20 protein-coding genes and 2 pseudogenes are annotated in these 20,984 nt (G+C 40.6%); 15 read left to right on the top strand and 7 right to left on the bottom strand.

Features of this window, described 5'->3' with window-relative positions:
* Position 1 precedes the first annotated feature (1 nt).
* From BSR19_RS05775 to BSR19_RS05750, 6 genes are all read left to right on the top strand, one after another.
* Positions 2–802 (top strand): PhzF family phenazine biosynthesis protein, encoded by an 801-nt coding sequence (locus BSR19_RS05775; RefSeq protein ID WP_156246744.1) that lies wholly within the window; start codon positions 2–4, stop codon positions 800–802.
* 312 nt (positions 803–1,114) lie between these two features.
* Positions 1,115–1,906 carry a nicotinamide riboside transporter PnuC gene (pnuC, locus tag BSR19_RS05770; protein WP_156246743.1) on the top strand — a complete coding sequence of 264 codons (792 nt, stop codon included), beginning with the start codon at positions 1,115–1,117 and terminating at the stop codon, positions 1,904–1,906.
* 138 nt (positions 1,907–2,044) lie between these two features.
* The gene (locus BSR19_RS05765) at positions 2,045–2,476 is read left to right on the top strand and encodes an Rrf2 family transcriptional regulator (RefSeq protein WP_060972967.1); all 432 of its coding nucleotides are present in this window, start codon (positions 2,045–2,047) and stop codon (positions 2,474–2,476) included.
* A 76-nt stretch (positions 2,477–2,552) separates the two neighbouring features.
* Entirely contained in the window at positions 2,553–3,557 is a 1,005-nt protein-coding gene (locus BSR19_RS05760; protein ID WP_060972966.1) for an NADP-dependent oxidoreductase, read from the top strand.
* Positions 3,558–3,570: 13 nt separating this feature from the next.
* Positions 3,571–4,407, top strand: coding sequence for an alpha/beta fold hydrolase (locus BSR19_RS05755; protein WP_060972965.1), 837 nt, complete (start codon positions 3,571–3,573; stop codon positions 4,405–4,407).
* Position 4,408: 1 nt separating this feature from the next.
* A complete protein-coding gene (locus tag BSR19_RS05750; RefSeq protein ID WP_060972964.1) occupies positions 4,409–5,281 on the top strand; it encodes an SDR family NAD(P)-dependent oxidoreductase in 873 nt (290 codons plus the stop codon).
* Positions 5,282–5,490: 209 nt separating this feature from the next.
* On the opposite strand, the gene BSR19_RS05740 is transcribed toward BSR19_RS05750, so the two are convergent.
* The 3 genes and pseudogenes from BSR19_RS05740 to BSR19_RS05730 all read right to left on the bottom strand — a co-directional run bounded on the left by BSR19_RS05740 (position 5,491) and on the right by BSR19_RS05730 (position 6,895).
* Positions 5,491–5,823: a hypothetical protein gene (locus BSR19_RS05740; RefSeq protein ID WP_060973321.1), complete on the bottom strand. Its 333-nt coding sequence runs from the start codon at positions 5,821–5,823 to the stop codon at positions 5,491–5,493.
* Positions 5,824–5,858: 35 nt separating this feature from the next.
* Positions 5,859–6,340: pseudogene (locus tag BSR19_RS05735) on the bottom strand (HXXEE domain-containing protein).
* 15 nt (positions 6,341–6,355) lie between these two features.
* Positions 6,356–6,895 (bottom strand): TetR/AcrR family transcriptional regulator, encoded by a 540-nt coding sequence (locus BSR19_RS05730; protein ID WP_224111184.1) that lies wholly within the window; start codon positions 6,893–6,895, stop codon positions 6,356–6,358.
* A gap of 133 nt (positions 6,896–7,028) precedes the next feature.
* Here BSR19_RS05730 and BSR19_RS05725 point away from each other — a divergent pair, with 133 nt between their 5' ends.
* The 8 genes and pseudogenes from BSR19_RS05725 to BSR19_RS05690 all read left to right on the top strand — a co-directional run bounded on the left by BSR19_RS05725 (position 7,029) and on the right by BSR19_RS05690 (position 14,826).
* The gene (locus BSR19_RS05725) at positions 7,029–7,925 is read left to right on the top strand and encodes a cation diffusion facilitator family transporter (protein WP_156246742.1); all 897 of its coding nucleotides are present in this window, start codon (positions 7,029–7,031) and stop codon (positions 7,923–7,925) included.
* Positions 7,926–8,036: 111 nt separating this feature from the next.
* Positions 8,037–9,131, top strand: coding sequence for a ferrochelatase (gene hemH / locus BSR19_RS05720; RefSeq protein ID WP_037599921.1), 1,095 nt, complete (start codon positions 8,037–8,039; stop codon positions 9,129–9,131).
* Between the two features lie 95 nt (positions 9,132–9,226).
* Positions 9,227–10,264, top strand: a complete 1,038-nt coding sequence (locus BSR19_RS05715) for a zinc-binding dehydrogenase (RefSeq protein WP_037599918.1) — start codon at positions 9,227–9,229, stop codon at positions 10,262–10,264.
* Between the two features lie 6 nt (positions 10,265–10,270).
* Positions 10,271–10,519, top strand: a pseudogene (locus BSR19_RS05710) (IS30 family transposase); the annotation flags it as partial.
* Between the two features lie 208 nt (positions 10,520–10,727).
* The gene (locus tag BSR19_RS05705) at positions 10,728–11,126 is read left to right on the top strand and encodes a CopY/TcrY family copper transport repressor (RefSeq protein ID WP_156246741.1); all 399 of its coding nucleotides are present in this window, start codon (positions 10,728–10,730) and stop codon (positions 11,124–11,126) included.
* A gap of 15 nt (positions 11,127–11,141) precedes the next feature.
* A complete protein-coding gene (locus BSR19_RS05700; RefSeq protein WP_009731652.1) occupies positions 11,142–11,513 on the top strand; it encodes a cupredoxin domain-containing protein in 372 nt (123 codons plus the stop codon).
* Between the two features lie 10 nt (positions 11,514–11,523).
* Complete coding sequence (locus BSR19_RS05695; protein WP_156246740.1) at positions 11,524–13,746, top strand: heavy metal translocating P-type ATPase; 2,223 nt, start codon at positions 11,524–11,526, stop codon at positions 13,744–13,746.
* 315 nt (positions 13,747–14,061) lie between these two features.
* Positions 14,062–14,826 carry a nucleoside phosphorylase gene (locus BSR19_RS05690; protein WP_156246739.1) on the top strand — a complete coding sequence of 255 codons (765 nt, stop codon included), beginning with the start codon at positions 14,062–14,064 and terminating at the stop codon, positions 14,824–14,826.
* A gap of 60 nt (positions 14,827–14,886) precedes the next feature.
* Here the strand turns inward: BSR19_RS05690 and BSR19_RS05685 are convergent, their stop codons facing one another.
* The 4 genes from BSR19_RS05685 to BSR19_RS05675 all read right to left on the bottom strand — a co-directional run bounded on the left by BSR19_RS05685 (position 14,887) and on the right by BSR19_RS05675 (position 19,852).
* Complete coding sequence (locus tag BSR19_RS05685) at positions 14,887–15,522, bottom strand: HAD hydrolase-like protein (protein ID WP_156246738.1); 636 nt, start codon at positions 15,520–15,522, stop codon at positions 14,887–14,889.
* A 72-nt stretch (positions 15,523–15,594) separates the two neighbouring features.
* Entirely contained in the window at positions 15,595–18,309 is a 2,715-nt protein-coding gene (locus BSR19_RS05680) for a DEAD/DEAH box helicase family protein (RefSeq protein ID WP_156246737.1), read from the bottom strand.
* A 188-nt stretch (positions 18,310–18,497) separates the two neighbouring features.
* Entirely contained in the window at positions 18,498–18,884 is a 387-nt protein-coding gene (locus tag BSR19_RS11615) for an LPXTG cell wall anchor domain-containing protein (protein ID WP_231605954.1), read from the bottom strand.
* Positions 18,878–19,852 (bottom strand): VWA domain-containing protein, encoded by a 975-nt coding sequence (locus BSR19_RS05675; RefSeq protein WP_231605953.1) that lies wholly within the window; start codon positions 19,850–19,852, stop codon positions 18,878–18,880. Before BSR19_RS05675 ends, BSR19_RS11615 begins: the two co-directional genes overlap by 7 nt.
* A gap of 125 nt (positions 19,853–19,977) precedes the next feature.
* Here BSR19_RS05675 and BSR19_RS05670 point away from each other — a divergent pair, with 125 nt between their 5' ends.
* A complete protein-coding gene (locus BSR19_RS05670; RefSeq protein ID WP_156246736.1) occupies positions 19,978–20,946 on the top strand; it encodes an ABC transporter substrate-binding protein in 969 nt (322 codons plus the stop codon).
* The last annotated feature ends 38 nt before the right edge of the window (positions 20,947–20,984 follow it).

The raw sequence follows: 20,984 nt of genomic DNA, 5'->3' as shown, positions 1-20,984 counted from the left end.
TATGCCAATGAGTCAATATACCATCCCTCAATTTATTGTAGATGCTTTTACAGATACCGTTTTTAAAGGGAACCCAGCTGCTGTTTGTCTTCTGGACGAATGGTTGTCGGATAATACCTTACAGAATATTGCCAAAGAAAATAATCTCTCTGAGACAGCTTTTACGGTTAAAAAGAACGGCTATTACGATTTACGTTGGTTTACTCCCGGTGGAGAAATCGATTTGTGTGGTCATGCTACTTTAGCAACTGCTTTCGTTCTCTTCCAATTTATAGAAGTGGATGTTGATAGTCTAACCTTTACAACTCAGAGTGGGGAGCTTTTGGTAACCAAAAGAGGGGACTTATATGAGCTGAATTTCCCAGTTTACTCGATGCACCAAGTTCCAGTAACAAGTGAGATGGAAAAAGCAATCGGTGTCCGTCCGCTTGAAGCCTGGCTTGGAAGAGACCTAGTCTGTATCTTACCCCATGAAAATGATGTTATTGCTGCGACTCCAGATTTCGATAAAGTAAAAGCATTAGATGGCTTACTCCTAAATATCACAGCCAAAGGTACAAACTATGACACCGTTACGAGAAGTTTTGCTCCAAAATTGTCAGTCATGGAAGATCCGGTCTGTGGATCAGGTCATTGTCATGTCATTCCTTTATGGGCTAATAAGTTAGGACAAGTAGAATTTAGAGCTTATCAAGCCTCTAAGAGAAGTGGTCATCTTATTTGCCGATTAGAAGACGATAGGCTTTATCTTGCGGGAAAAGCTGCCCTCTATAGCCGTGGCGAGATTTATGTGACAGACTAGATGTTGTCTTGTTAAAAAAGGAAGTATAAGCAATAACGATTAAAGTCATTATAGAAACAAAAGATGTCTAGCTGAGCTAGGCATTTTAAATTATTTCATATTTCTTGAAGAATTTTCAGAAAAGACTTGACAATTTTGAAAATAAGCGTATCATATAGAGTATGAACTTAGAAATAGTAATTTTACTATATTAATCTATGTCGACTACGGTTGGTATTGTGAAAAGACTAAATAGTTCTATTAACTATTCTATAGAGCGTTGCGTCCGAAAGTCATTCCTGACACGGCTCTTTAAAAACAAAAGGAGAAAAAATGAATACTTATATCCAAAAGAGACTTGCTAAGATGCAGATGACACTTGACGAAATGTCTGGTGGTTATCGTCGCATAGTTACTGGGATGAAGAAGCTAGGGTTTGGAGGTAGTCTAAAGGCTATCTGGGATGATCTTTTTGCTAATCGTAGTCTTGGAGCCTGGATTTACCTTCTGGTTTTAGGAAGTTTCCCACTGTGGTTGGAGCTTTTTTATGAGGGTCGCATAGTGGATTGGACTGGGATGATTTGTAGCCTAACAGGTATTATCTGTGTGATTTTCGTATCAGAAGGTCGTGCGAGTAATTACCTCTTTGGTTTGATTAATTCCATCATTTATCTGGTGCTTGCCCTCCAAAAAGGCTTTTACGGTGAAGTTTTGACAACTCTTTACTTCACAGCCATGCAGCCGATTGGTCTTTTAGTTTGGATCTATCAAGCGCAATTCAAAAAAGAACAACAAGAATTTGTTGCACGTAAGTTGGATACCGTGGGATGGACCAAGTACCTCTCAATTAGTGTACTTTGGTGGCTAGCTTTTGGTCTTATTTACCAGTCAATTGGAGCTAATCGTCCTTATCGTGATTCTATTACTGATGCGACAAACGGTGTTGGTCAGCTCTTGATGACAGCTGTATATCGTGAGCAATGGATTTTCTGGGCAGCCACTAATATTTTCTCTATCTACCTCTGGTGGGGAGAAAGCCTTCAAATTCAAGGGAAATACTTCATTTATCTTATCAACAGTCTAGTTGGTTGGTACCAATGGAGCAAGGCGGCAAAGAAAGCTTAATACTTATGTTTATCAATTAATAAGAGGATCCAGTAGGGTCCTTTTTTTGTGTTTTTACAGTGAAGCAAAAGTCTTGCTTTTCTTTTTATTTGTGTTATACTTGTTCTTTTATTGGATACAAGTTAAAAAGGAGCCGATATGGATACAAAATTTTCAGTTGCTTTGCATATCCTAACCATGATTAGTGAGAGTAAGGAAACCCTAAGTTCTCAAGCTCTGGCTGAGAGTGTTGGGACCAACGCTAGTTATATTCGTAAGGTGATTGCCTTATTGAAAAATGCTGGACTAATCCAGTCTCAGCAAGGAAAAACGGGCTACCAACTTAGTAAATCGCCAAAGGACATCACCTTACTTAACATTTATTTTGCGACACAAGAAGTCAGCCACATCAGCTTATTTCCTGTTCACCAGAATAGCAATCCCGATTGTCCCGTTGGACAACATATCCAAGGAGCAGTTTCGCCACTATTTGCTAGCACTGAAGCTCAACTTGAGAAGGAACTAGCCCACCAAACCTTAGAAGATGTCATTAACAATCTTTATAAAGATGCCAAACAAAAACGAAACTGATTTGCATGCAGATCAGTTTTTAAAAGACTATACCTGTATCTGTATCAGATACAACAAAAATAGAAAAGAGAAGACAATGAAAGCTGCACAACATACTACTTATAACAAAAAGAATATCACTCTTAACATCACAGAAATCGCAAAACCAAGTATTACAGATAAAGAAGTTTTGGTCAAAGTCACCGCAGCTGGTGTTAATCCTCTGGATAATATGATTTCCAGAGGAGAAGTCAAGATGATCGTCCCTTACAAGCTCCCACAAACTGCAGGTAATGAAGTAGTCGGTATCATTGAAGAGATCGGTAGACAAGTCAAAAATCTCAAAGTCGGAGACCGAGTTTTTGGACGTTTACCACTTGATCATATTGGTGCCTTTGCAGAATACGTAGCCGTCGATAATCAGGCTCTAGCCAAGGTTCCAGACTATCTGTCTGACGAGGAAGCCGCTGCTGTGCCTTTGACAGCCTTAACCATTATGCAAGCCTTAGAACTCATGGGAGCTCAAGCTGGCAAAACCATCTTTATCTCTGGTGGTACAGGCGGTGTCGGTGGAATGGCCATTCCAATCGCTAAAGCTAAAGGTTTAACAGTCATCACCAATGGGGCTGGAGATAGTGCTGAGCGAGTTTTGAAGCTAGGAGCAGACCGTTTTATCGATTACAAAACAGAGGATTATACAAAAACTGTTAGCCAGGTTGATTATGTCCTCGATACCCTTGGGGGCGCTGAGACTGAAAAACAAATGTCTATCATGAAAAAAGGTGGTCAGCTTGTGTCCCTCCGTGCGATGCCAAATGGTGACTTTGCCAAACGGATGAACCTGCCAAAATGGAAACAGATCCTACTTGGCTTAGCCGGTCGCAAATTTGATAAGATGGCTGACAAATACGGCGTTCACTACCATTTTATCTTTGTGGAAAGCAATGGCACTCAATTACAAGAGGTATCTGACCTCTTTAGCAAGTTAGAAATCAAGCCATCTATCGATACAGTCTATCCATTTGAAGAAGTGAATAGCGCCTTAGACAAGGTCGCTAATGGTCGCTCACGTGGAAAAACAGTTCTCAGCTTTAAGAAATAAAAAGGTAAACACAATGTCATATCTTACAACTAAAAATCAATACATCACTGTCGACGGGAACAAAATCGCCTATCGCGAACTCAGCAAAGGCAAATCAAAACTACCTCTTCTAATGCTGGTCCATTTGGCAGCAACCCTGGACAACTGGGATCCAAAACTTTTGGACTTGATTGCTGAAAAACACCATGTGATTGTGGTCGACCTTCCTGGTGTCGGAGCCAGTCAAGGCAAAGTGGCGCCAACCATTCCTGGAATGGCTGAGCAGACAATTGACTTTGTAAAAGCCCTTGGTTACGATAAAATCAATCTCCTAGGTCTTTCTATGGGAGGCATGATTGCCCAAGAAATGATCCGAATCAAGCCTGATTTGGTCAACCGTCTCATCTTGGCAGGAACAGGACCTCGAGGTGGAAAAGAGATCGATAAGGTTACAGTGAAAACCTTTAACTATATGTTTAAAGCGGGACTTGAGCGCATCGATCCTAAACGCTATATCTTCTATAACCATGATGAACAAGGAAAAATCGAAGCTTTGAAAGTCCTCGGACGAATGGGAATGCGAACCAAGGGATTTGCGGACAAAGACATGAGTGTGCCTGGTTTCTTGACGCAACTCAAAGCTATTAAACGTTGGGGGAAAGATTCTCAAGACGACCTAAGATTTATCACTCAACCAACCTTAATCGTCAACGGCGACAAGGATATGCAGGTTCCAACGGAAAATTCTTATGATATGCATGAAAAAATAAAAGATAGTAAGCTGATTATCTATCCAAATGCTGGTCACGGCTCTATCTTCCAATATGCAGAAGAATTTTCAAAAGAACTCATTGCTTTCTTGGAGGACTAATATGGTCAAAACTATTCTAATAACCGGTGCTACGGATGGCATTGGAAAGCACTTGGCAAAGAAACTGGCTAGTGAAGGCCATCAGGTCATTCTTCATGGACGAAATCCTCAAAAACTGGAATTGGCGCTTCAAGAGGTTCGGGCAGTTTCCCTGAGAGGCAGAGTTTCAAGCTACTTGGCAGATTTTTCAAAATTAGATGATGTTTATCGATTTGCGGAGGAAATCAAGCGAGATTTTCAAAGGATCGATGTCTTGTTTAACAATGCGGGACTGTATGCAGGAAAAGAACGAAAAGCGAGTGCTGAAAATGTCGAGTTGACTTTTATGTTATCCGTTCTGGTTCCCTATATGTTAACAACTGAGCTAAGCCCTTTGTTAGAAAAAGCAGCTGACGGCCGTGTCATTAATACTTCTTCCTATATGCATCATTTTGCCAAGGTCAAGGATTTGGACTTTGGATTTGAGAACAACTATCATCCAGGATTGGCCTATAATAATTCCAAACTCTATACCATTTGGATGACACGCTATCTAGCAAGAGACTTCTTTTTAAGAGGTTCAAACATCACCATTAATGCCTATCATCCTGGCTTGATTTCAACCAACTTAGGGAATCATTCTAGTGATGAAAGGACGAAAAAGTCTCTCTTCAGACGCTTGATGAAGTCTCTTTCAAAAGATCTAGATCAGGGAATCGAAACAGGCTATTATCTCACCTTATCAGAGGAAGTCAGGGGCTTGACAGGCTACTATTTTGATGAAAAGAAAGTCAAGCCGGTATCTGAAAAAGGCTATTCATTTGAAAAAGCACGGAAATTAATGGATTACTGCCAAGAAAAAATTATAATGTTTAAAGAAAAGCAGGATTTTTAATTCCTTATTGATTTCGTAAATACAAAAAAGAGAGTGGGACAGAAATCGGTAATTCGTTAGAATTCGATTTCGTCGTCCCACCTCCGCACAGTTGAGTAGGGCTGTAAAAGCTGATGTAATCAGCGTAGTAGAGCCCACTCAACCACTGCGTCTTGCTCGACAATACAAAAACAAATAAGAGGCTAGGACTTTTGTCCCAGCCTCTTTTCTTATATGAGGGCTAACAAAATGGTAAGAATCAGAGCGATGCCAATCCGAATGACATGGTGGGCTGGATTGAAGTTTTCTTTGTGCTTGCCATTCCAATAGGCTCCGTAGCAAATTACCCCACAACCAATCATCCAAAGAGATAGTGCGACAATCGAGAAAAAGAAGTAGAGGAAGAGAGACAAAGTCGCAAGGCTACTTCCGATGAGGAGAAATTGATTTCCTAGAGTGTGATTTCCTTTTTTAACTTCAGAAAGGGAGGCCAACAAATGAAGCAGGACAAAAGCAAGCGCTAAGAAGACTGTGATGATGCTAAAGATTAGATAAAGTGACATAGATGTTTCCTTTCTAAGATATGATTGTCTGAGTGCTATTTTTTATGACTGATTTTATGAAGAATCATAAATGATACTAGAAGATTTAAAACGATAACCAGTAAAGTCAAAAAAGAGAAACCATAGAGTTTGACTGAAATTTCAATTTTGAGAAATGCGATGGAGAACAAGCTCGTTAAACTGCCCGTTAACAAGCCAGGAACATATTTTCGAAGGACAATTGTCTGAATCAGATGTCCGAAAATATGGTAGATATAAGCAATTACAATGGTTGCGTAAATAGTATAGTTGCTAAACTGATAGCTAAGAAAAAGTGATAGAAGCAGGATCCGCTCCTGTCCCTTGCCATTTCCTTGACAATGGCATTGAAAGTAAAAGGAGTGTAATAAGAAAGGAATCGAATATCTGGAAACTGTGCTGATAGTTTTTTGACAAAGGAGGGCATCCATATGATTTCCTCAAGTTCGTGAAGCATGAATAAGGCTGGAAAGAGAAAATAAAATTGAGTGAGGGTCATTAAAAAAACTTCTTTCTAGTTTGAACCAACTTTCAGTATCTCCAAATAAAACTGGACAGCTTCCTGCTCGCTATAGGACTTGCCTTTTTTCAACCACCAGCTGAGGGTTTCAATGAAATGGCTGACGACCAGATGCTTGAGATAGGAGTGAGGGATGGTTGGGTGCGATTGAATCAGCTCCTCGGCAACCATTGGATAGACATCATGTTCTAGCTCTTTTCGCAGTTGCCGGATAAAATAATCATTTTTGGAGAGTAAGAGACTGGTTACATGGTCTTGATTTTTCTTAAAATGTTGAAAGATATGTGCTAGGTAGTCTTGTGGAGAGAGGTGTTGAGCACGCTCAAACAAATGGTGAAAGAGTTTTTGGCAGAGCTCATCCAGTAGTAACTCTTTGCTCTCATAATGGCTGTAAAAGGTCGAACGTCCTACATCAGCCAAGTCAATAATCTCCTGAACGGTGATGGTCTCATAATCTTTTTGGTTAAGTAAGCGCAAGAAAGCTTGATAGATGGCTTTTCTAGTCTTGGTAATGCGACGATCTTGTGCAGTCATATGGACACTATGAACAAACTGTTCAGTAACGTACACAGCGAACGGTTTGCCCCTATCCTTTCTGTTGATAGTATTGGATAATAGATAATGAACATGATGTTCATGAATCTATTATAACAAAGGAAGAAATATAATGAAGACAAAATATGCGGTTTGGTTGGCTTTTTTATTAAATCTAAGCTTTGCCATTGTTGAATTTATTGCGGGTGGAATTTTTGGTTCTAGTGCAGTTCTCGCTGATTCGGTCCATGACTTTGGAGATGCAATCGCCATTGGCATCTCAGCTTTTCTAGAGAGCATTTCCAATCGGAAAGAAGACAGCCATTACACCTTGGGCTACAAGCGTTTTAGCCTTTTAGGTGCCATGGTGACCGCTGTGATTCTGATGACAGGGTCTGGTATGGTGATTTTAGAAAATGTAAGCAAGCTTTTCCACCCACAGCCCATCAATGACGAAGGGCTTCTTTGGTTGGGAATTATTGCTATCAGTGTCAATGTGCTGGCGAGTCTGGTCATTCGCAAGGGGCAAACCAAGAATGAATCCATTCTCAGCCTGCACTTTTTGGAAGACACCTTGGGTTGGTTGGCCGTCATCTTGATGGCCATTGTTCTCCGATTTACTGACTGGTATATCCTGGATCCGCTCCTGTCCCTTGCCATTTCCTTCTTTATTCTATCAAAAGCCATTCCACGTTTTTGGAGCACGCTCAAGATTTTCCTGGATGCTGTACCAGAAGGGGTGAACATCCAGAAGATAAAGACGGATTTGGCTGAATTGGACCATGTTGCTAGTATCAATCAGCTCAATCTCTGGACCATGGACGGCTTAGAGAAGAATGCTATTGTCCATGTTTGTCTGGAGCATGTCAAGCATATGGAGGTCTGTAAAGAGTCTATCCGCACCTTGCTTAAAGACTGTGGCTTTCAAAATGTCACCATCGAAGTGGATGAAGACCTAGCAACTCACCGCGCCCACAAGCGAAATATCGAAGAGCTGGAAGCAGAAAGTGAGCAGCAAAACCATCATTAAGGTTTGTTTTTAAACTCTTAAAGTCTACCTTTAAGAGTTATTTTGATACTAAGTTCCCTAAAGTAAGCCTTTTCATGCTAAAATAGAATAAACGTGAAACAAGGAGTATTTATGAGTAAGAGAGCTGTGTTGATGATGACCTTTGGGTCACCAGAAGAGATTACCTATGAAGGAGTAGCGGAATTTTTCACGAATATCCGACGTGGTGTTCGTCCTGAACCACATGAAATTCAGACTTTATATGACAATTACGTACGAATTGGCGGAACTCCACTTCAAAGGATAACTAGAGAAGAAGTGGATCTGGTTGCTTCTGCTCTTGGAGAACACGCATCAGTATACTTTGCTAATAAATTTTCCCGCCCTTTTATCACTGATGTAATCAAAGAGATGGAGAATGACGGAATTGAAGAATGTTTGTGCTTGATTTTAGAGCCTCATTATTCTTACTATTCTGTCATGGGATATGAGAAATTTTTAAAAAGTGAGCAGATTAGGTTTCAAATTATCAAGGACTGGTACCGTGAACACGACCTACTCTACTATTGGGCTGATGAGATTCGAAATATTTTAGATCAAATTAGAGATGACAGCTATAAGGTGATTTTTTCAGCTCATAGTGTCCCAGTTTTGGCCCTTGATTTTGGTGATCCTTATATAGATCAGATTTATGACAATACTCGCTTGATTGTGAAAATTTTAGGCCTTGAAGAAGACCAGTATAACAATACATGGCAGAGTGAAAGTGATATTGGTATCCCTTGGATTAAACCTGATGTCTTAGAATACCTTCATGATGAGAAGGAGCACCCTGACCACTATATTTTTGTCCCGATAGCTTTTATTAGTGAGCATATTGAGGTTCTTTTTGATAATGATGTGGAGTGTAAGGAGCTTTGTCATGAGCTTGGTGTGACCTATCACCGTCCTCCTATGCCAAATAGCGATACTCGTTTGATTAAAGCCCTTCTTTCAACCATTCAGTCTCATATAGACGGTGACTATCGTTACTATCATCCTCAACTAGAGACTTTTGATGAGTTGGAAGCTCCTTCAAACACAGGACAGATTTTAGAAGAGGAAGAAGATATTCAGATGCCTGATTTCGTCAAAAAATTGATTGCTAAAAAAGGTCGAGAGAATGTCAAGATGCCATATCTAGTTAAGAAAATGCTTGAAAAGAAGTATGGGAAAAAATATGATTAAGTAACTAAATATGACCGTAATAGGGAGTGATTGATGTGAGCGATTTCTTGTTAAAAAGTATATACTATCAGTAACGAAAGAATAGAGGTTATTAAATGAAATCAGCAGTTTATGTCAAAGCTGGGCAGGTTGGTCTAGCAGAAATTGATCGCCCGCAAATCGTAGCAGCAGATGATGCCATTATTCGCATTATTCGCACTTGCGTTTGTGGATCGGACCTTTGGAGTTACCGTAATCCGGAAATGGAAGAAGGACATAGAAATAGCGGTCATGAGGCTATCGGAATTGTCGAAGAAGTTGGCGAGGAAGTTACTACAGTAAAACCAGGTGACTTTGTCATTGCCCCTTTCACACATGGTTGTGGACAGTGTGATGCCTGTCGTGCTGGTTTTGATGGCTCTTGTGACAACCACCCAGGTAATAACTGGTCTGGGGGCGTGCAGGCTGAGTATATCCGTTTCCACTTTGCCAACTGGGCCCTTGTCAAAATTCCTGGGCAATCTTCAGATTATAGTGAAGACATGCTCAAGTCACTTTTGACACTGGCTGATGTCATGCCGACGGGTTACCATGCGGCGCGTGTGGCTAATGTGCAAAAAGGTGACAAGGTGGTCGTTATCGGCGATGGGGCTGTTGGGCAATGTGCTGTCATAGCAGCTAAGATGCGTGGAGCTTCACAAATTGTCCTTATGAGTCGTCATGAAGATCGTCAAAAAATGGCTTTGGAGTCTGGTGCGACTTCAGTTGTTGCTGAACGTGGCGAAAAAGGCATTGCCAAAGTCCGTGAAATCCTCGGGGGAGGAGCAGATGCAGCTCTCGAATGTGTCGGTACAGAAGCAGCGGTAGATCAAGCTCTTGGAGTCCTTCATAATGGTGGTCGTATGGGATTTGTTGGTGTTCCACACTATGAAAATCGTGCCATTGGATCAACCTTTGGACAAAATACAACGATTGGTGGCGGACCAGCCTCTGTCACAACCTATGATAAACAAGTTTTGTTAAAAGCTGTTCTTGATGGCGACATCAATCCAGGCCGAGTCTTTACGACAAGTTATAAATTGGAAGATATTAATCAAGCCTATAAAGATATGGATGAACGTAAGTCTATTAAGGCTATGATTGTGATAGAGTAACGAATTAAGTCGATCACTTTTGATTGCGGAAAAGAATTTTATAATTGGAAATCTATTTCGAATGCACATGACATTGATATTTTCTTTGCGGATCCAGGATGTCCTGGGCAACAAGGTCTCAATGAACATTCTAATGGCTTATTAAGACGAAATGGACTACCTAAACAAATGGATTTTACGAATATTTCTCAAAATTATTTATCAGCTACAGCTGATAAAAGAAATAGAATTCCTAGGAAGTCTTTGAATTATTAAACACCATACCAAGTTTTTCTGACTTACATGAAAAATCTAACTTAATTTGACAATTTAGGGAGATAAAAATAAGGAGTGAAAAAAGCCCAACCAGACAAATTTTCAAAGGAAGATTTGTTTTTTTTATAACTTTTAGTTGACAAATGTAAACCTTAGGAGTAGAATGACATTGTAAGGTTTACAAATGTAGATTTAAAAAGGAGAGGTCATGCAGATTTCCAATGCGGAATGGCGCATCATGAAGATTATCTGGATGGAAGGCAAGCAGACCAGCACGGATTTGATTGCCGTCTTGTCCGAGCGCTTTGACTGGTCGAAGTCGACCATCAAGACCCTCTTGCTCCGCTTGGTGGAAAAGGGGTGCTTGACTAGAGAAAAAACAGGCAAAGCCTTTGTTTACTCGGCATTGTTGACGCAGGACCAGAGTTTAGACTTGGTGGTTGAGGAGGTGAAAGACAAGGTTTGCTCAAAAAGAATTGTTCAGGTTCTTGAAAACTTGGTTCAGGCGAGTGACTTTACGCTTGCAGATCTTAATCAGCTACAGCAGGTCCTCGAAGAAAAGAAAGCAGAGGCTGTCGAAACAGTCCGCTGCAATTGTATGTCATAGAAAGAAGGAAATTCCATGTTTGGATTGTTAATTAGTATTGTTTGTTTACTTTTGGTTGCTTTTATTGCTTGGTGGTTCTTTGCAGAGCATGAAAAGGTAAGCGGCCACGCTCGTCAGAAATCAGGTTATCAAGAAATTGAAGTCGAAGTCATGGGGGGCTATTCGCCTGAAACCATTGTCCTGAAAAAGAATGTTCCAGCACGGATCATCTTTAATCGCAAGGATCCATCTTCATGTCTGGCTCAAGTGATCTTTCCAGATTTTGGCGTTCATGAAGATTTGCCTTTAGGTGAAAAACATGTCATTGAAATTACGCCAGAAAAAGCGGGCGAATATGGGTATTCATGTGGAATGAACATGATGCATGGTCACATGATTGTGGAATAAAGGAGTAGGTATGGTAGAAAAACAAAAAGCAGTTGTGGAAAACGGAGTGCAAAAGATCCGTATTACAGCAGAAAAAGGCTATAGTCCAAAGGAATTTCAACTTCAAAAAGGGATCCCTGCTGAAATCACCTTCCATCGGGTCAATCCTTCCGGTTGTTACAAGGAAATTTTATTTGAAGATCAGGGGATTTTAGAGCCTTTGGAAGTCGGTGTGGATAAGGTGATATCCTTTACCCCGACAGAAACAGGGGACTTCGAGTTTTCATGTGGAATGAAGATGCAAAAGGGTTCCTACTCGGTTGTGGAAAAACGCCGTCGTGTCTTAAGTTTACGGGGTCGCTTTTGGATTACTAGTATCTTTACCCTTCCTTTATTGATCTTGATGATCGGGATGTGGGCAGGATTTGTATCCCATTCAGTCAGTCGCTGGGGGACTTTTCTAGCGACAACGCCGATCATGTTGGTAGCAGGAGTACCTTTTATCAAGAGTGCCTGGGCCTCATTTAAGAAGCACCATTCCAATATGGATACCTTGGTAGCTCTTGGAACCCTGGTAGCCTATGTCTATAGTGTATTTGCCCTTTTTACTGGTCAGCCAGTATACTTTGAGGCTGCGGGTTTTATCATCTTCTTTATCCTTTTAGGGCAAATCTTTGAAGAACGGATGCGTAACAATGCCTCTGAGGCTGTGGAAAAGTTGTTGGATTTGCAGGCAAAAACGGCTCAAGTTCTCCGTGATGGGAACTATGTCGAGGTGGCGGCAGAAGATATCCAAATTAATGACTTGATTCGGGTCCGTCCTGGGGAAAAGATTGCGGTTGATGGGACGATTGTAGAAGGAAGTACGACCATTGATGAGTCGATGGTGACAGGTGAAAGCTTGCCTGTGGAAAAATCAGTTGGTGATGCAGTTATCGGCTCCACTATCAACAGCAATGGGACCATTCTCTTTAAGGCTGAAAAAGTCGGTAGTGAGACCCTCTTATCTCAAATTGTGGACTTTGTCAAAATGGCCCAATCCAGTCGTGCTCCTATTCAAGATTTGACGGATAAGATTTCAGGTATCTTTGTTCCAGTGGTGACGATTTTGGCCATTGCGACTTTCTGGGTTTGGTCCGTGCTTCTGGGCGCGTCGCTTCAAGAGGCCATGCTCTATGCAGTCTCTGTCCTCATTATTGCCTGTCCTTGTGCCCTTGGTTTAGCAACCCCAACAGCCCTGATGGTCGGAACCGGCCGTAGTGCCAAGATGGGGGTTCTGATTAAAAATGGAACAGTTCTTCAAGAAGTGCAAAAGATTCAAACCGTTGTGTTTGATAAGACAGGGACTATTACCATTGGCCAACCACTTGTAACCGATGTTGTAGGAGATGAAGCGCGTGTCTTGACACTGGCTGCTAGTCTTGAAACTTTTTCAGAACATCCACTAGCCCAAGCGGTGTTATCCCAAGCAGAAGAAAAAGGTTTGGTGTTATCCCCTGTGGAAAACTTCCAAGCGATTGAAGGAAAAGGGGTCCAAGGTCAGATCGACCAGCAGTTGGTGACCTTGGGAAATGGCAAACTTCATGACGGGACAGCGATGGATCCGGAGCTTGAAAAACGGATGGTAGAGTTGCAAGAGCAGGCCAAAACAGTGATCAGTTTGTCTGTGGATGGGCAAGTGATTGGCTTGATTGCCATTCAAGATGCTCCGAAGGCCAGCTCAAAAGAAGCGATCAAAAAGCTCAAAGAACGGGGCTTGAAAACGGTCATGTTAACGGGGGATAATGAACGGGTGGCCCAAGCTATTGCTAAGCAAGTGGGAATTGACACCGTCATTGCTGATGTCCTTCCTCAAGAAAAAGCTAGCGCCATCCAAAAACTGCAAGAAGCTAGCAAGGTCGCGTTTGTTGGAGATGGGATCAATGATGCTCCAGCTCTCTCGATCGCGGATGTGGGGATCGCTATGGGATCTGGAACGGATATTGCGATCGAGTCCGGTGGCATCGTGCTCACGCAAAATGATTTGCTTGGCGTTGTGCGCGCCTTTGACATGAGTCAAAAGACCTTCCGCAGGATCTTACTCAATCTCTTCTGGGCCTCTATCTACAATATCCTTGGGATTCCAATTGCTGCTGGAGTCTTTGTAGGACTGGGATTGACCCTCAATCCAGAACTAGCAGGTCTTGCTATGGCCCTTAGTTCTGTGTCTGTTTTGACTAGCTCGCTGCTTCTCAATGTTGCGAAAATTGATTAGACTCAATAAAAAAATGGTACAGAATTCATTTAATATTCTGTACCATTTTTTTGTCTTCTTCTACAGTCATCAGAGTATCGTGAATAGATTCTTAACATCAGAAGTTTTCGTGAGACAATAAAAGATAATTGAAATAATCTTTCTTGAATAGAACACAAATAAGACATGTTTCTGACTAAAACAGATTCATGTCTTTTTTTAGGTGTTATGATTTAATCATCTATTTTTCTTGATTATAAGCTAATAGATTATATGAAATCATATAATCAGTTTGAATTTTTGATATAATAATTCTTAAAACTTAGGAGGTAACAGATGATACACAAACATGAAATCCCAATTTTAGAGTTTGATGACAATCCTCAGGCTGTGATTATGCCAACCCATGAGGATTTAGACTTGAACTTACCGGCTAAGTGTATTTACGCCTTTTTAGAAGAAGAAATCGAACGCTATGCGAATGCTGTTGGTGCTGAAAAAGTTGGAGAGTTTGTCTCTGCGACCAAAACTTATCCTATATTTGTTATGACTTACAATGGGGAGGAGATTTGCTTGGCTCAAGCTCCAGTTGGTTCAGCTGCAGCTGCACAATTTCTGGATTGGTTGATTGGTTATGGCGTAAAGCAAATCATTTCAACTGGAACTTGTGGCGTTTTGGTAAACATGAAGGAAAATGTTTTTTTGATTCCTACTAGAGCGTTGAGGGATGAAGGAGCGAGTTACCACTATGTAGCTCCATCCCGCTATATAGACATGAATAAACAAGCTCTGGAAGCTATTGAGAAAACTTTAAAACAAAAGAAAATCCCCTATGAAGAGGTCATGACCTGGTCGACAGATGGTTTTTATAGAGAAACACCAGATAAGGTTTCCTATCGCATTGAAGAGGGATGTAGTGTTGTAGAGATGGAATGTTCTGCACTTGCAGCAGTTGCTCAACTTCGAGGAGCTATTTGGGGATTACTACTCTTTACGGCAGATTCCCTTGCAGATATTGACAATTACGATCAAAGAGATTGGGGCTCAGAGGCTTTTGATAAGGCTTTGGAGCTTTGTCTGGATATCATTGTTCAGATGTAATCTAGATTCAATAGAAAAAAAGCATGATTGTCTAGTCATGCTCTTTTCATGTATCACTTATTATTTCAAAATATCCCAGAGTTCTTGGGTAGTCTCAGTTACAAAATCTGGATTTTCTGCTAATAGGGTTTCGTTAGCCCCGAATCCCCAGGTCACCGCTATTGTTTTGATGCCAACTGTTTTTCCACCAATCAAATCAAACTTGGTATCACCAACAATGACGGACTGGTCTTTAGGGGCTTGATTTTCAGTAATGGCACGCTGCAAGACATCAGCCTTATGAAAAGCAGCAGGGGTAGATCCATAAATACCTTCAAAATATTCAGTAATACCAAGGTGTTGGCACATTTCTAGGGCAATGGGTTCATTTTTTGAAGTTGTGATAAAGATTTTCTTGTTAGGGTCTTTACTAAGTTGTTCAAGAACTTCCTTAATACCATCATAGAGGTGAGCTTCCAATTGTCCTTTGGTCTCATAATAGTCACGATAAATCTTGACAGCTTTGGCAGCACCTTCTTCACTAACCTCTTCTTTAAAGGTTACCTCGAGAGGTGGTCCCATAAAGGTACGAATTTTCTGATCACTAGGAACAGGAAGGCCCAGTCTTTCAAAAGTTTGAACAAAACCATTGTGAATACCCTCAGAACTATCAACGAGGGTACCATCTAGGTCGAAAAAAATATGTGTGAGTGTCATAGAATTCTCCAATATATTCTCTTTGGTTTATTATATCATGATAAAAACGGTTAAAGTGGTTAGGGCTATTTATCATTCTAAAGTTGACATGACTTTTTTATGTGTAACTGTTCGTTCTTGCTTATTTCCAAGTGCCTTGATGCGGGCTTCTAGGAGAATAGGACGACCTTGAACACTTCGCGTATAAATAAGATCATATTTTCCTAGGCTTTTTTGTATATGTCGGAGGAAAGACTCTGCATCTGCCTTTCGCTTTTCAAACATACTTGGAACGGCAAAAAATTCGGTTTGGTCCTTCACTTTGTGACAAGCCTTTAAGATATAGCGCTGATTTTCGATAGGAGCGAAAAATTCAGTCATAGTCTGAGCAAAGATTTCTTTTTCCCTCATGCTAGCACCCTTGAGATAGATGGCGTTATAAATCGCTTGTTTACTGTCTTTTACCACTCTAGGAGCAGATTCTTTAGTCTCAATCTGACCTGAATCCAGCAGGGCTTGATGGATAGCTTTGCCAAAAATTTCCAAACGTTTATAGGGGCTCTTATAGATAAAATATCTTCCCCAAAAGATAGCCAGTACAAGTAGCGCAAGTAAGAATATTGGTAGGCTTTGATCAAACGGCTTCCCAACAATCAAATATCTTCCCAAATCAATAATAAAAAAAGTGGCAGCAAGGGCTTGGGAAATAAGAAAGGCCTTCATCCAATCATTAAGGTATACCAACGGTAGAAATTGTTTGTCGACCTCAACTTGGTTGACCACTTCCATTTCTTCGTATAGCGGGAGGGCTTGTTGCCAACGGTCTTTAAGCTCCTGACGTTTTTGAGATAGTGTAATGGCATTTTGATTAAGTTTTTCTAGACCCTTTCGGCTAAAAGTTATTTGATTGAGGTCAAGGCGATCAATACCAGATTCGATAGTAGGCTCTTGATAATGGAGGCCCAGAAACTGTGTCATACGCCGATCTAACAAATCTAAGTCAGGACTAAGTACATACAACTGTAGCTCTAATGTCTCATCGTATTTTTCTTTCTCATCTTGAAAATCAAACCATCTCCTAGGTGATAAATTAATAGAAACCAAATGCCAGATATTACTCGTTTTATTAGGATTGTCTGGGCAGACACGGATGGCACGGCCTCGCATCTGATTACTTAGCATGAAGCTTCCAACAAAACTAGCTAAAATAAGGGAGTTAACACAAGGGGCATCCCAACCTTCGCCCAATAAAGACTTGGTCCCAATAATCACCTGAATATGTCCTTCTTGGAAAAGTTGGGTAAGGGTAGTCACTAGATCATGGTGAGAACCAGAAACACTCACCTTAAGATAGTCTTCTTGGCTCAACTGTCCAATAACATCATAGGATAAACGAGAATTAGGAATGAGTCGCTCTAGATGTTCTTTAGCTGAAGTTGGAATAATCACTATACTTCCTGTCAATACAGCCACAGGCACCGTCCAAGACTGTTCAATCATTTCTCTACGAATAGATTCAAAGTAAGATAACACACCTAGTTGGGTAAATTGTGCACTGTTATCGCCTAGATGAATTTGAAAATCCTTACGTATAAAGTCTGTCAAAACAAGTTGACGGAGATTATTTCCTAGAGACTGGTATTCTGCCTTAAAAATATCTCTAATAGCATTGAGTTTTCCCAATGATTGATTAAGCAGGACATCTTGCTTCTTATTCCGGATAAGTTTAACTTGATTTCTCTCGATAAGACCATTTGCTTTCAAATCACTCTTTAGCTGATTAAAGGCTTCCTCGGTAAATCCATACCAATTTGGGACTTGGAAAATCACGCCATTAAGCAAGGTTTCAAACCACTCAAGAGTAAAAGTTGGCAAGGTTTTTGCAGAGAGAAGTTCTTGAAAACGTTGAGGAAAAGGCAATTCTTTAGACCGTAAGAAAATCAGGGTAGCGGAAAGGTATTTAGGATTAGCCAATAGGTCATCATAGCCAATTTGGCCACTTAGTGCTGGACTAGACTGAATAGTGTTCGAAAAGTTTATATCTCTAGACAATTTAGATAGAAAGTTAAGTTTCTGCTTATCAAACTGGTCCAATTGTGCACGTTCTTCCTTTGTTGGAAAGGCGAAGTAGACATAGTCCTGGTGAGGACAGAGCGTCCCTTCCTTAACCAGTTCAGGCACTGTAATTTCTTCATCAATCTCACCACACATGCTGATGTAACGCTCCCAAAGAGCAGGTTCTCCTTCGTATGGAGGGGTCGCTGTCAAGGAAATCATCTTAATTTTAGGAAAGGATTTACGAAAAATCTCTAAACTCTTCCACCATTCATTTCTTAAATGATGGCACTCATCCAAACAAAGAGTCCCTAAATCTTTATCCTCAAATGTTTTTCGGATATCAAAATCTTGAAAATTAAAATGCTCTTGTTGAGCTGTATCATCTGTGTCTTCGATAAGACCATCACCAACAACTTGGTTCATGGCACTATGTAATGCCTGATAAGTCGCAACCGTAATCATTTTAGGCCTCTTTAAGTCTTGTGAAATGAGTTGTTCTGCTTGGTTAGCATCACTTAAAAAAGCTTGTTTGATCCGGTCCACCCATTGTTGGCGGATAGTAACTGTCGGAACTAGAATTAAAGTTGGATTACCAAAACGCCGTATGAATTCAATTCCTAAGGTCGTTTTTCCAGAGCCAGGAGCAGCGACCAAGTGAATCTTTCCATCATCCATAAAACTTTCTGATTTATCAAGAACACGTTGTTGATACTGTCGCCATTGTCCTTTAAATGAAAGCTGATCTAACATAATTTCCCTCCAATGTTACTAACTATTATATCATAGTGAAGATAAATAGAACTGGCCATATGGATGGTATGAAAAGTATAGTTTTTATGGTATACGTGTCACATACCAATCCAAAAACACCCCAAAACCTTAATTTTGGGGTGTAAATCACGGGGTGCAATAATTAAGTGTTTAACTCAAACGAGGAGTTAGTTACGTTTTGGTTTGACTGCCATGCCTAAGCCGAGTGCCGCACTGATAAGACCAAGTGAAACTAGAGCAGCAGATTGGCTAGAACCTGTTTCTGGAAGCTCTTTATGTGTTGGTTGTAATAGCGTTGGTGCCTCGTAGACCGTACCCTCAACGTAGTATACATTTCCTGGTACAGTTGGAGTTGCTGGTTGCGCCATTTCAGTCTGGTTAGTTGCTTTAGTAACCAAGTGAGTCGTAGCAATCACTTCGTAAGTATCCGTTTGAATACGATAAACACGTCCTTCTTGAACAGTTTCAATAACGTAGTTTGAGAATTGCTTGTTCAAAAGATCAGCGAAATATTTATCGATATCGAGGTAGAGACCATTCGTTCCTTTTACCAATGGGTCAAAGAAATCCCAGCATCTTGAAGGGCTTTTAGTGTAGCATCTTTAGTTGGTGTTTTGGGAGTAAGGTCGATATCTTCGTCAGTGACCAAGAAGGCGAAGCTACGATTGTTCTTACCAGTTCCCCAAGTATAATCAGGTGAAGTTGCAATATGTGATAATGCTGTTGTTGCTTCCTCGTCTGAACCAGTAGTACGGATGGCTTTTAATTTACCAATAAAAGCGTTCGTATCCGTGGTGAATTTAGAACCTCCGAAATCATGGTAAGCTGTGTTTTTGCTTGATTCATAGTCAACCAAACCAAGACGTGCTTGCACATTTTTAGATTCCAAATCCCGCACTAATTTTTCAATGTTATTAGCTACGTCAGTGATGTGGCTATCCATTGAACCAGATTTATCGACAATAAAGACGATGTCAGTAGTTCCTTTGACTTCTTGGCGATTCACCACATCATCCTCTTTAACAACTTCGACAACAGTCGAATTATTGACAGTTTTAGTCGTTGTTGCCACATATTCATCTGTTTCTTCAGTTGATGTTGCTGTCTCGCTTGATTTGACAGGCTCTGACTTACCAACAGGTGTATTCTTGTCAGCAAGCGTTGTTGTTTTAACGGTTGCTGTCGCAGATGCTGTTGCGATAGCCTCAGTTCCATCAGTGCTTTCTTTTGCTGTTACTGTTGGCTCTGTAGCATTAACATCGACGCCTACAACATCTCCCACTTTTGCATTTTCTACTGGGATTACTGGCGTATTGGCCTTAGCTTTAATCTCTTCAGTTGCTTTGGCAATAGGTGTTTGAGCTGTTGTTGATTGAGTTGCTGCCTCAGTCGTCGTAACAGGAGTTGCTGGCGTTGTTGTTGCTGTTTCATCGGCTGATACAGCAGTCCCTGCAAAGATAGTAGCAAGAGCTACAGAAGACAAGATAAGCGATTGCTTACGAAAACGAATCTGTTTTTCCATTAATACATCTTAGGAATCAAAAACACTCAATTCCTTCCAAAAAATCTTAGTCATAGATTGACATTAAAGAAGTTTTAAGATAACTTTAAAGTAACGATTTAATCCGATCTTATCGAGGAGTTGTCATGAAAAAAATAAATCTTCTTTATTTATTAGCTATTCTGGCCATCATTTCTGGTCTTTTACTGTATTACTTGCCAGACATGACGTCTGGACATAGTGCAGAGTCAAATCAAACAAGTCAGTCTTTTAAGGAGAAGATGATTGTCCATGATTTTGGTACGACAGAGTTGAAAAAAGCTCCAAAACGTATCGTTATCCTCGACAACCTCTATGGTGAAATCTTGGATCCTCTAGATATCACTCCAGTAGGTGCGACAACTGGTCAAGCTGATAGTCAAGAATTTTCAACCCTCTTTAAGAAACAATACAAGGATGCAAAGGTGGTTTCAGTTGGTTGGCAGGGCAATCCAGATTTGGATAAGATTGCTGAGTTAAAACCTGATTTAATCCTTATGACAGGCGAGCAGGAAGACCTCTACGAGGAGCTGTCTGAAATTGCACCGACTGTTGGCTACCAAATCAACACCGATGAAAATTGGGACTATCATGAAACCTCTCTCAAGGTGGCAGAAATCTTTGATAAACGTGATGAGATGAAGAAGGACCTCGATAGATTGGATGCTAGGGAGGCCGTTTTCGCGGAGAATGTTAAAGCCAAGTTTGGCGACCAGAAACTGATGTATCTTCGCGTGACTGACAATGACATCCGTTATTATGCTTACGGGCATTTTGGTTATCTCTATGATACTTATCATTTTAATCGAGCGGAAACCTTCAATCCAGATGATATGTTCCAAGTTATCGATCCAGATAAACTAAAAGATATTAATCCGGACCTCCTGATTGTTCAAGCAGATTCTCAAGAACTCCTAGATAACAAACTTAAAAATACTCCTGTCTGGACTAGCCTTAAGGCTGTTCAAAATAACAAGGTCATCTATGCTGACTACTCAACCTACATGTTGGGCTTTGGGATTGTCTCCCAAGAAGCTATTATGAAACAGATTTCTGATGAATGGGGATTAAATTAAACTAAAAACGACCATGACGGTCGTTTTTTTATGTTCAA

The sequence above is a fragment of the Streptococcus salivarius genome, from assembly GCF_009738225.1.
Taxonomy (GTDB): Bacteria; Bacillota; Bacilli; order Lactobacillales; family Streptococcaceae; genus Streptococcus.
This window is presented reverse-complemented; position numbering and strand designations above follow the sequence as displayed.

Excerpts from the sequence above, each read along its gene's own strand:
- BSR19_RS05775 (WP_156246744.1), top strand. The coding sequence starts at position 2 with ATGCCAATGAGTCAATATACCATCCCTCAATTTATTGTAGATGCTTTT.
- pnuC (WP_156246743.1), top strand. The coding sequence starts at position 1,115 with ATGAATACTTATATCCAAAAGAGACTTGCTAAGATGCAGATGACACTT.
- BSR19_RS05765 (WP_060972967.1), top strand. The coding sequence starts at position 2,045 with ATGGATACAAAATTTTCAGTTGCTTTGCATATCCTAACCATGATTAGT.
- BSR19_RS05760 (WP_060972966.1), top strand. The coding sequence starts at position 2,553 with ATGAAAGCTGCACAACATACTACTTATAACAAAAAGAATATCACTCTT.
- BSR19_RS05755 (WP_060972965.1), top strand. The coding sequence starts at position 3,571 with ATGTCATATCTTACAACTAAAAATCAATACATCACTGTCGACGGGAAC.
- BSR19_RS05750 (WP_060972964.1), top strand. The coding sequence starts at position 4,409 with ATGGTCAAAACTATTCTAATAACCGGTGCTACGGATGGCATTGGAAAG.
- BSR19_RS05740 (WP_060973321.1), bottom strand. The coding sequence starts at position 5,823 with ATGTCACTTTATCTAATCTTTAGCATCATCACAGTCTTCTTAGCGCTT.
- BSR19_RS05730 (WP_224111184.1), bottom strand. The coding sequence starts at position 6,895 with ATGACTGCACAAGATCGTCGCATTACCAAGACTAGAAAAGCCATCTAT.
- BSR19_RS05725 (WP_156246742.1), top strand. The coding sequence starts at position 7,029 with ATGAAGACAAAATATGCGGTTTGGTTGGCTTTTTTATTAAATCTAAGC.
- hemH (WP_037599921.1), top strand. The coding sequence starts at position 8,037 with ATGAGTAAGAGAGCTGTGTTGATGATGACCTTTGGGTCACCAGAAGAG.
- BSR19_RS05715 (WP_037599918.1), top strand. The coding sequence starts at position 9,227 with ATGAAATCAGCAGTTTATGTCAAAGCTGGGCAGGTTGGTCTAGCAGAA.
- BSR19_RS05705 (WP_156246741.1), top strand. The coding sequence starts at position 10,728 with ATGCAGATTTCCAATGCGGAATGGCGCATCATGAAGATTATCTGGATG.
- BSR19_RS05700 (WP_009731652.1), top strand. The coding sequence starts at position 11,142 with ATGTTTGGATTGTTAATTAGTATTGTTTGTTTACTTTTGGTTGCTTTT.
- BSR19_RS05695 (WP_156246740.1), top strand. The coding sequence starts at position 11,524 with ATGGTAGAAAAACAAAAAGCAGTTGTGGAAAACGGAGTGCAAAAGATC.
- BSR19_RS05690 (WP_156246739.1), top strand. The coding sequence starts at position 14,062 with ATGATACACAAACATGAAATCCCAATTTTAGAGTTTGATGACAATCCT.
- BSR19_RS05685 (WP_156246738.1), bottom strand. The coding sequence starts at position 15,522 with ATGACACTCACACATATTTTTTTCGACCTAGATGGTACCCTCGTTGAT.
- BSR19_RS05680 (WP_156246737.1), bottom strand. The coding sequence starts at position 18,309 with ATGTTAGATCAGCTTTCATTTAAAGGACAATGGCGACAGTATCAACAA.
- BSR19_RS05675 (WP_231605953.1), bottom strand. The coding sequence starts at position 19,852 with ATGGAAAAACAGATTCGTTTTCGTAAGCAATCGCTTATCTTGTCTTCT.
- BSR19_RS05670 (WP_156246736.1), top strand. The coding sequence starts at position 19,978 with ATGAAAAAAATAAATCTTCTTTATTTATTAGCTATTCTGGCCATCATT.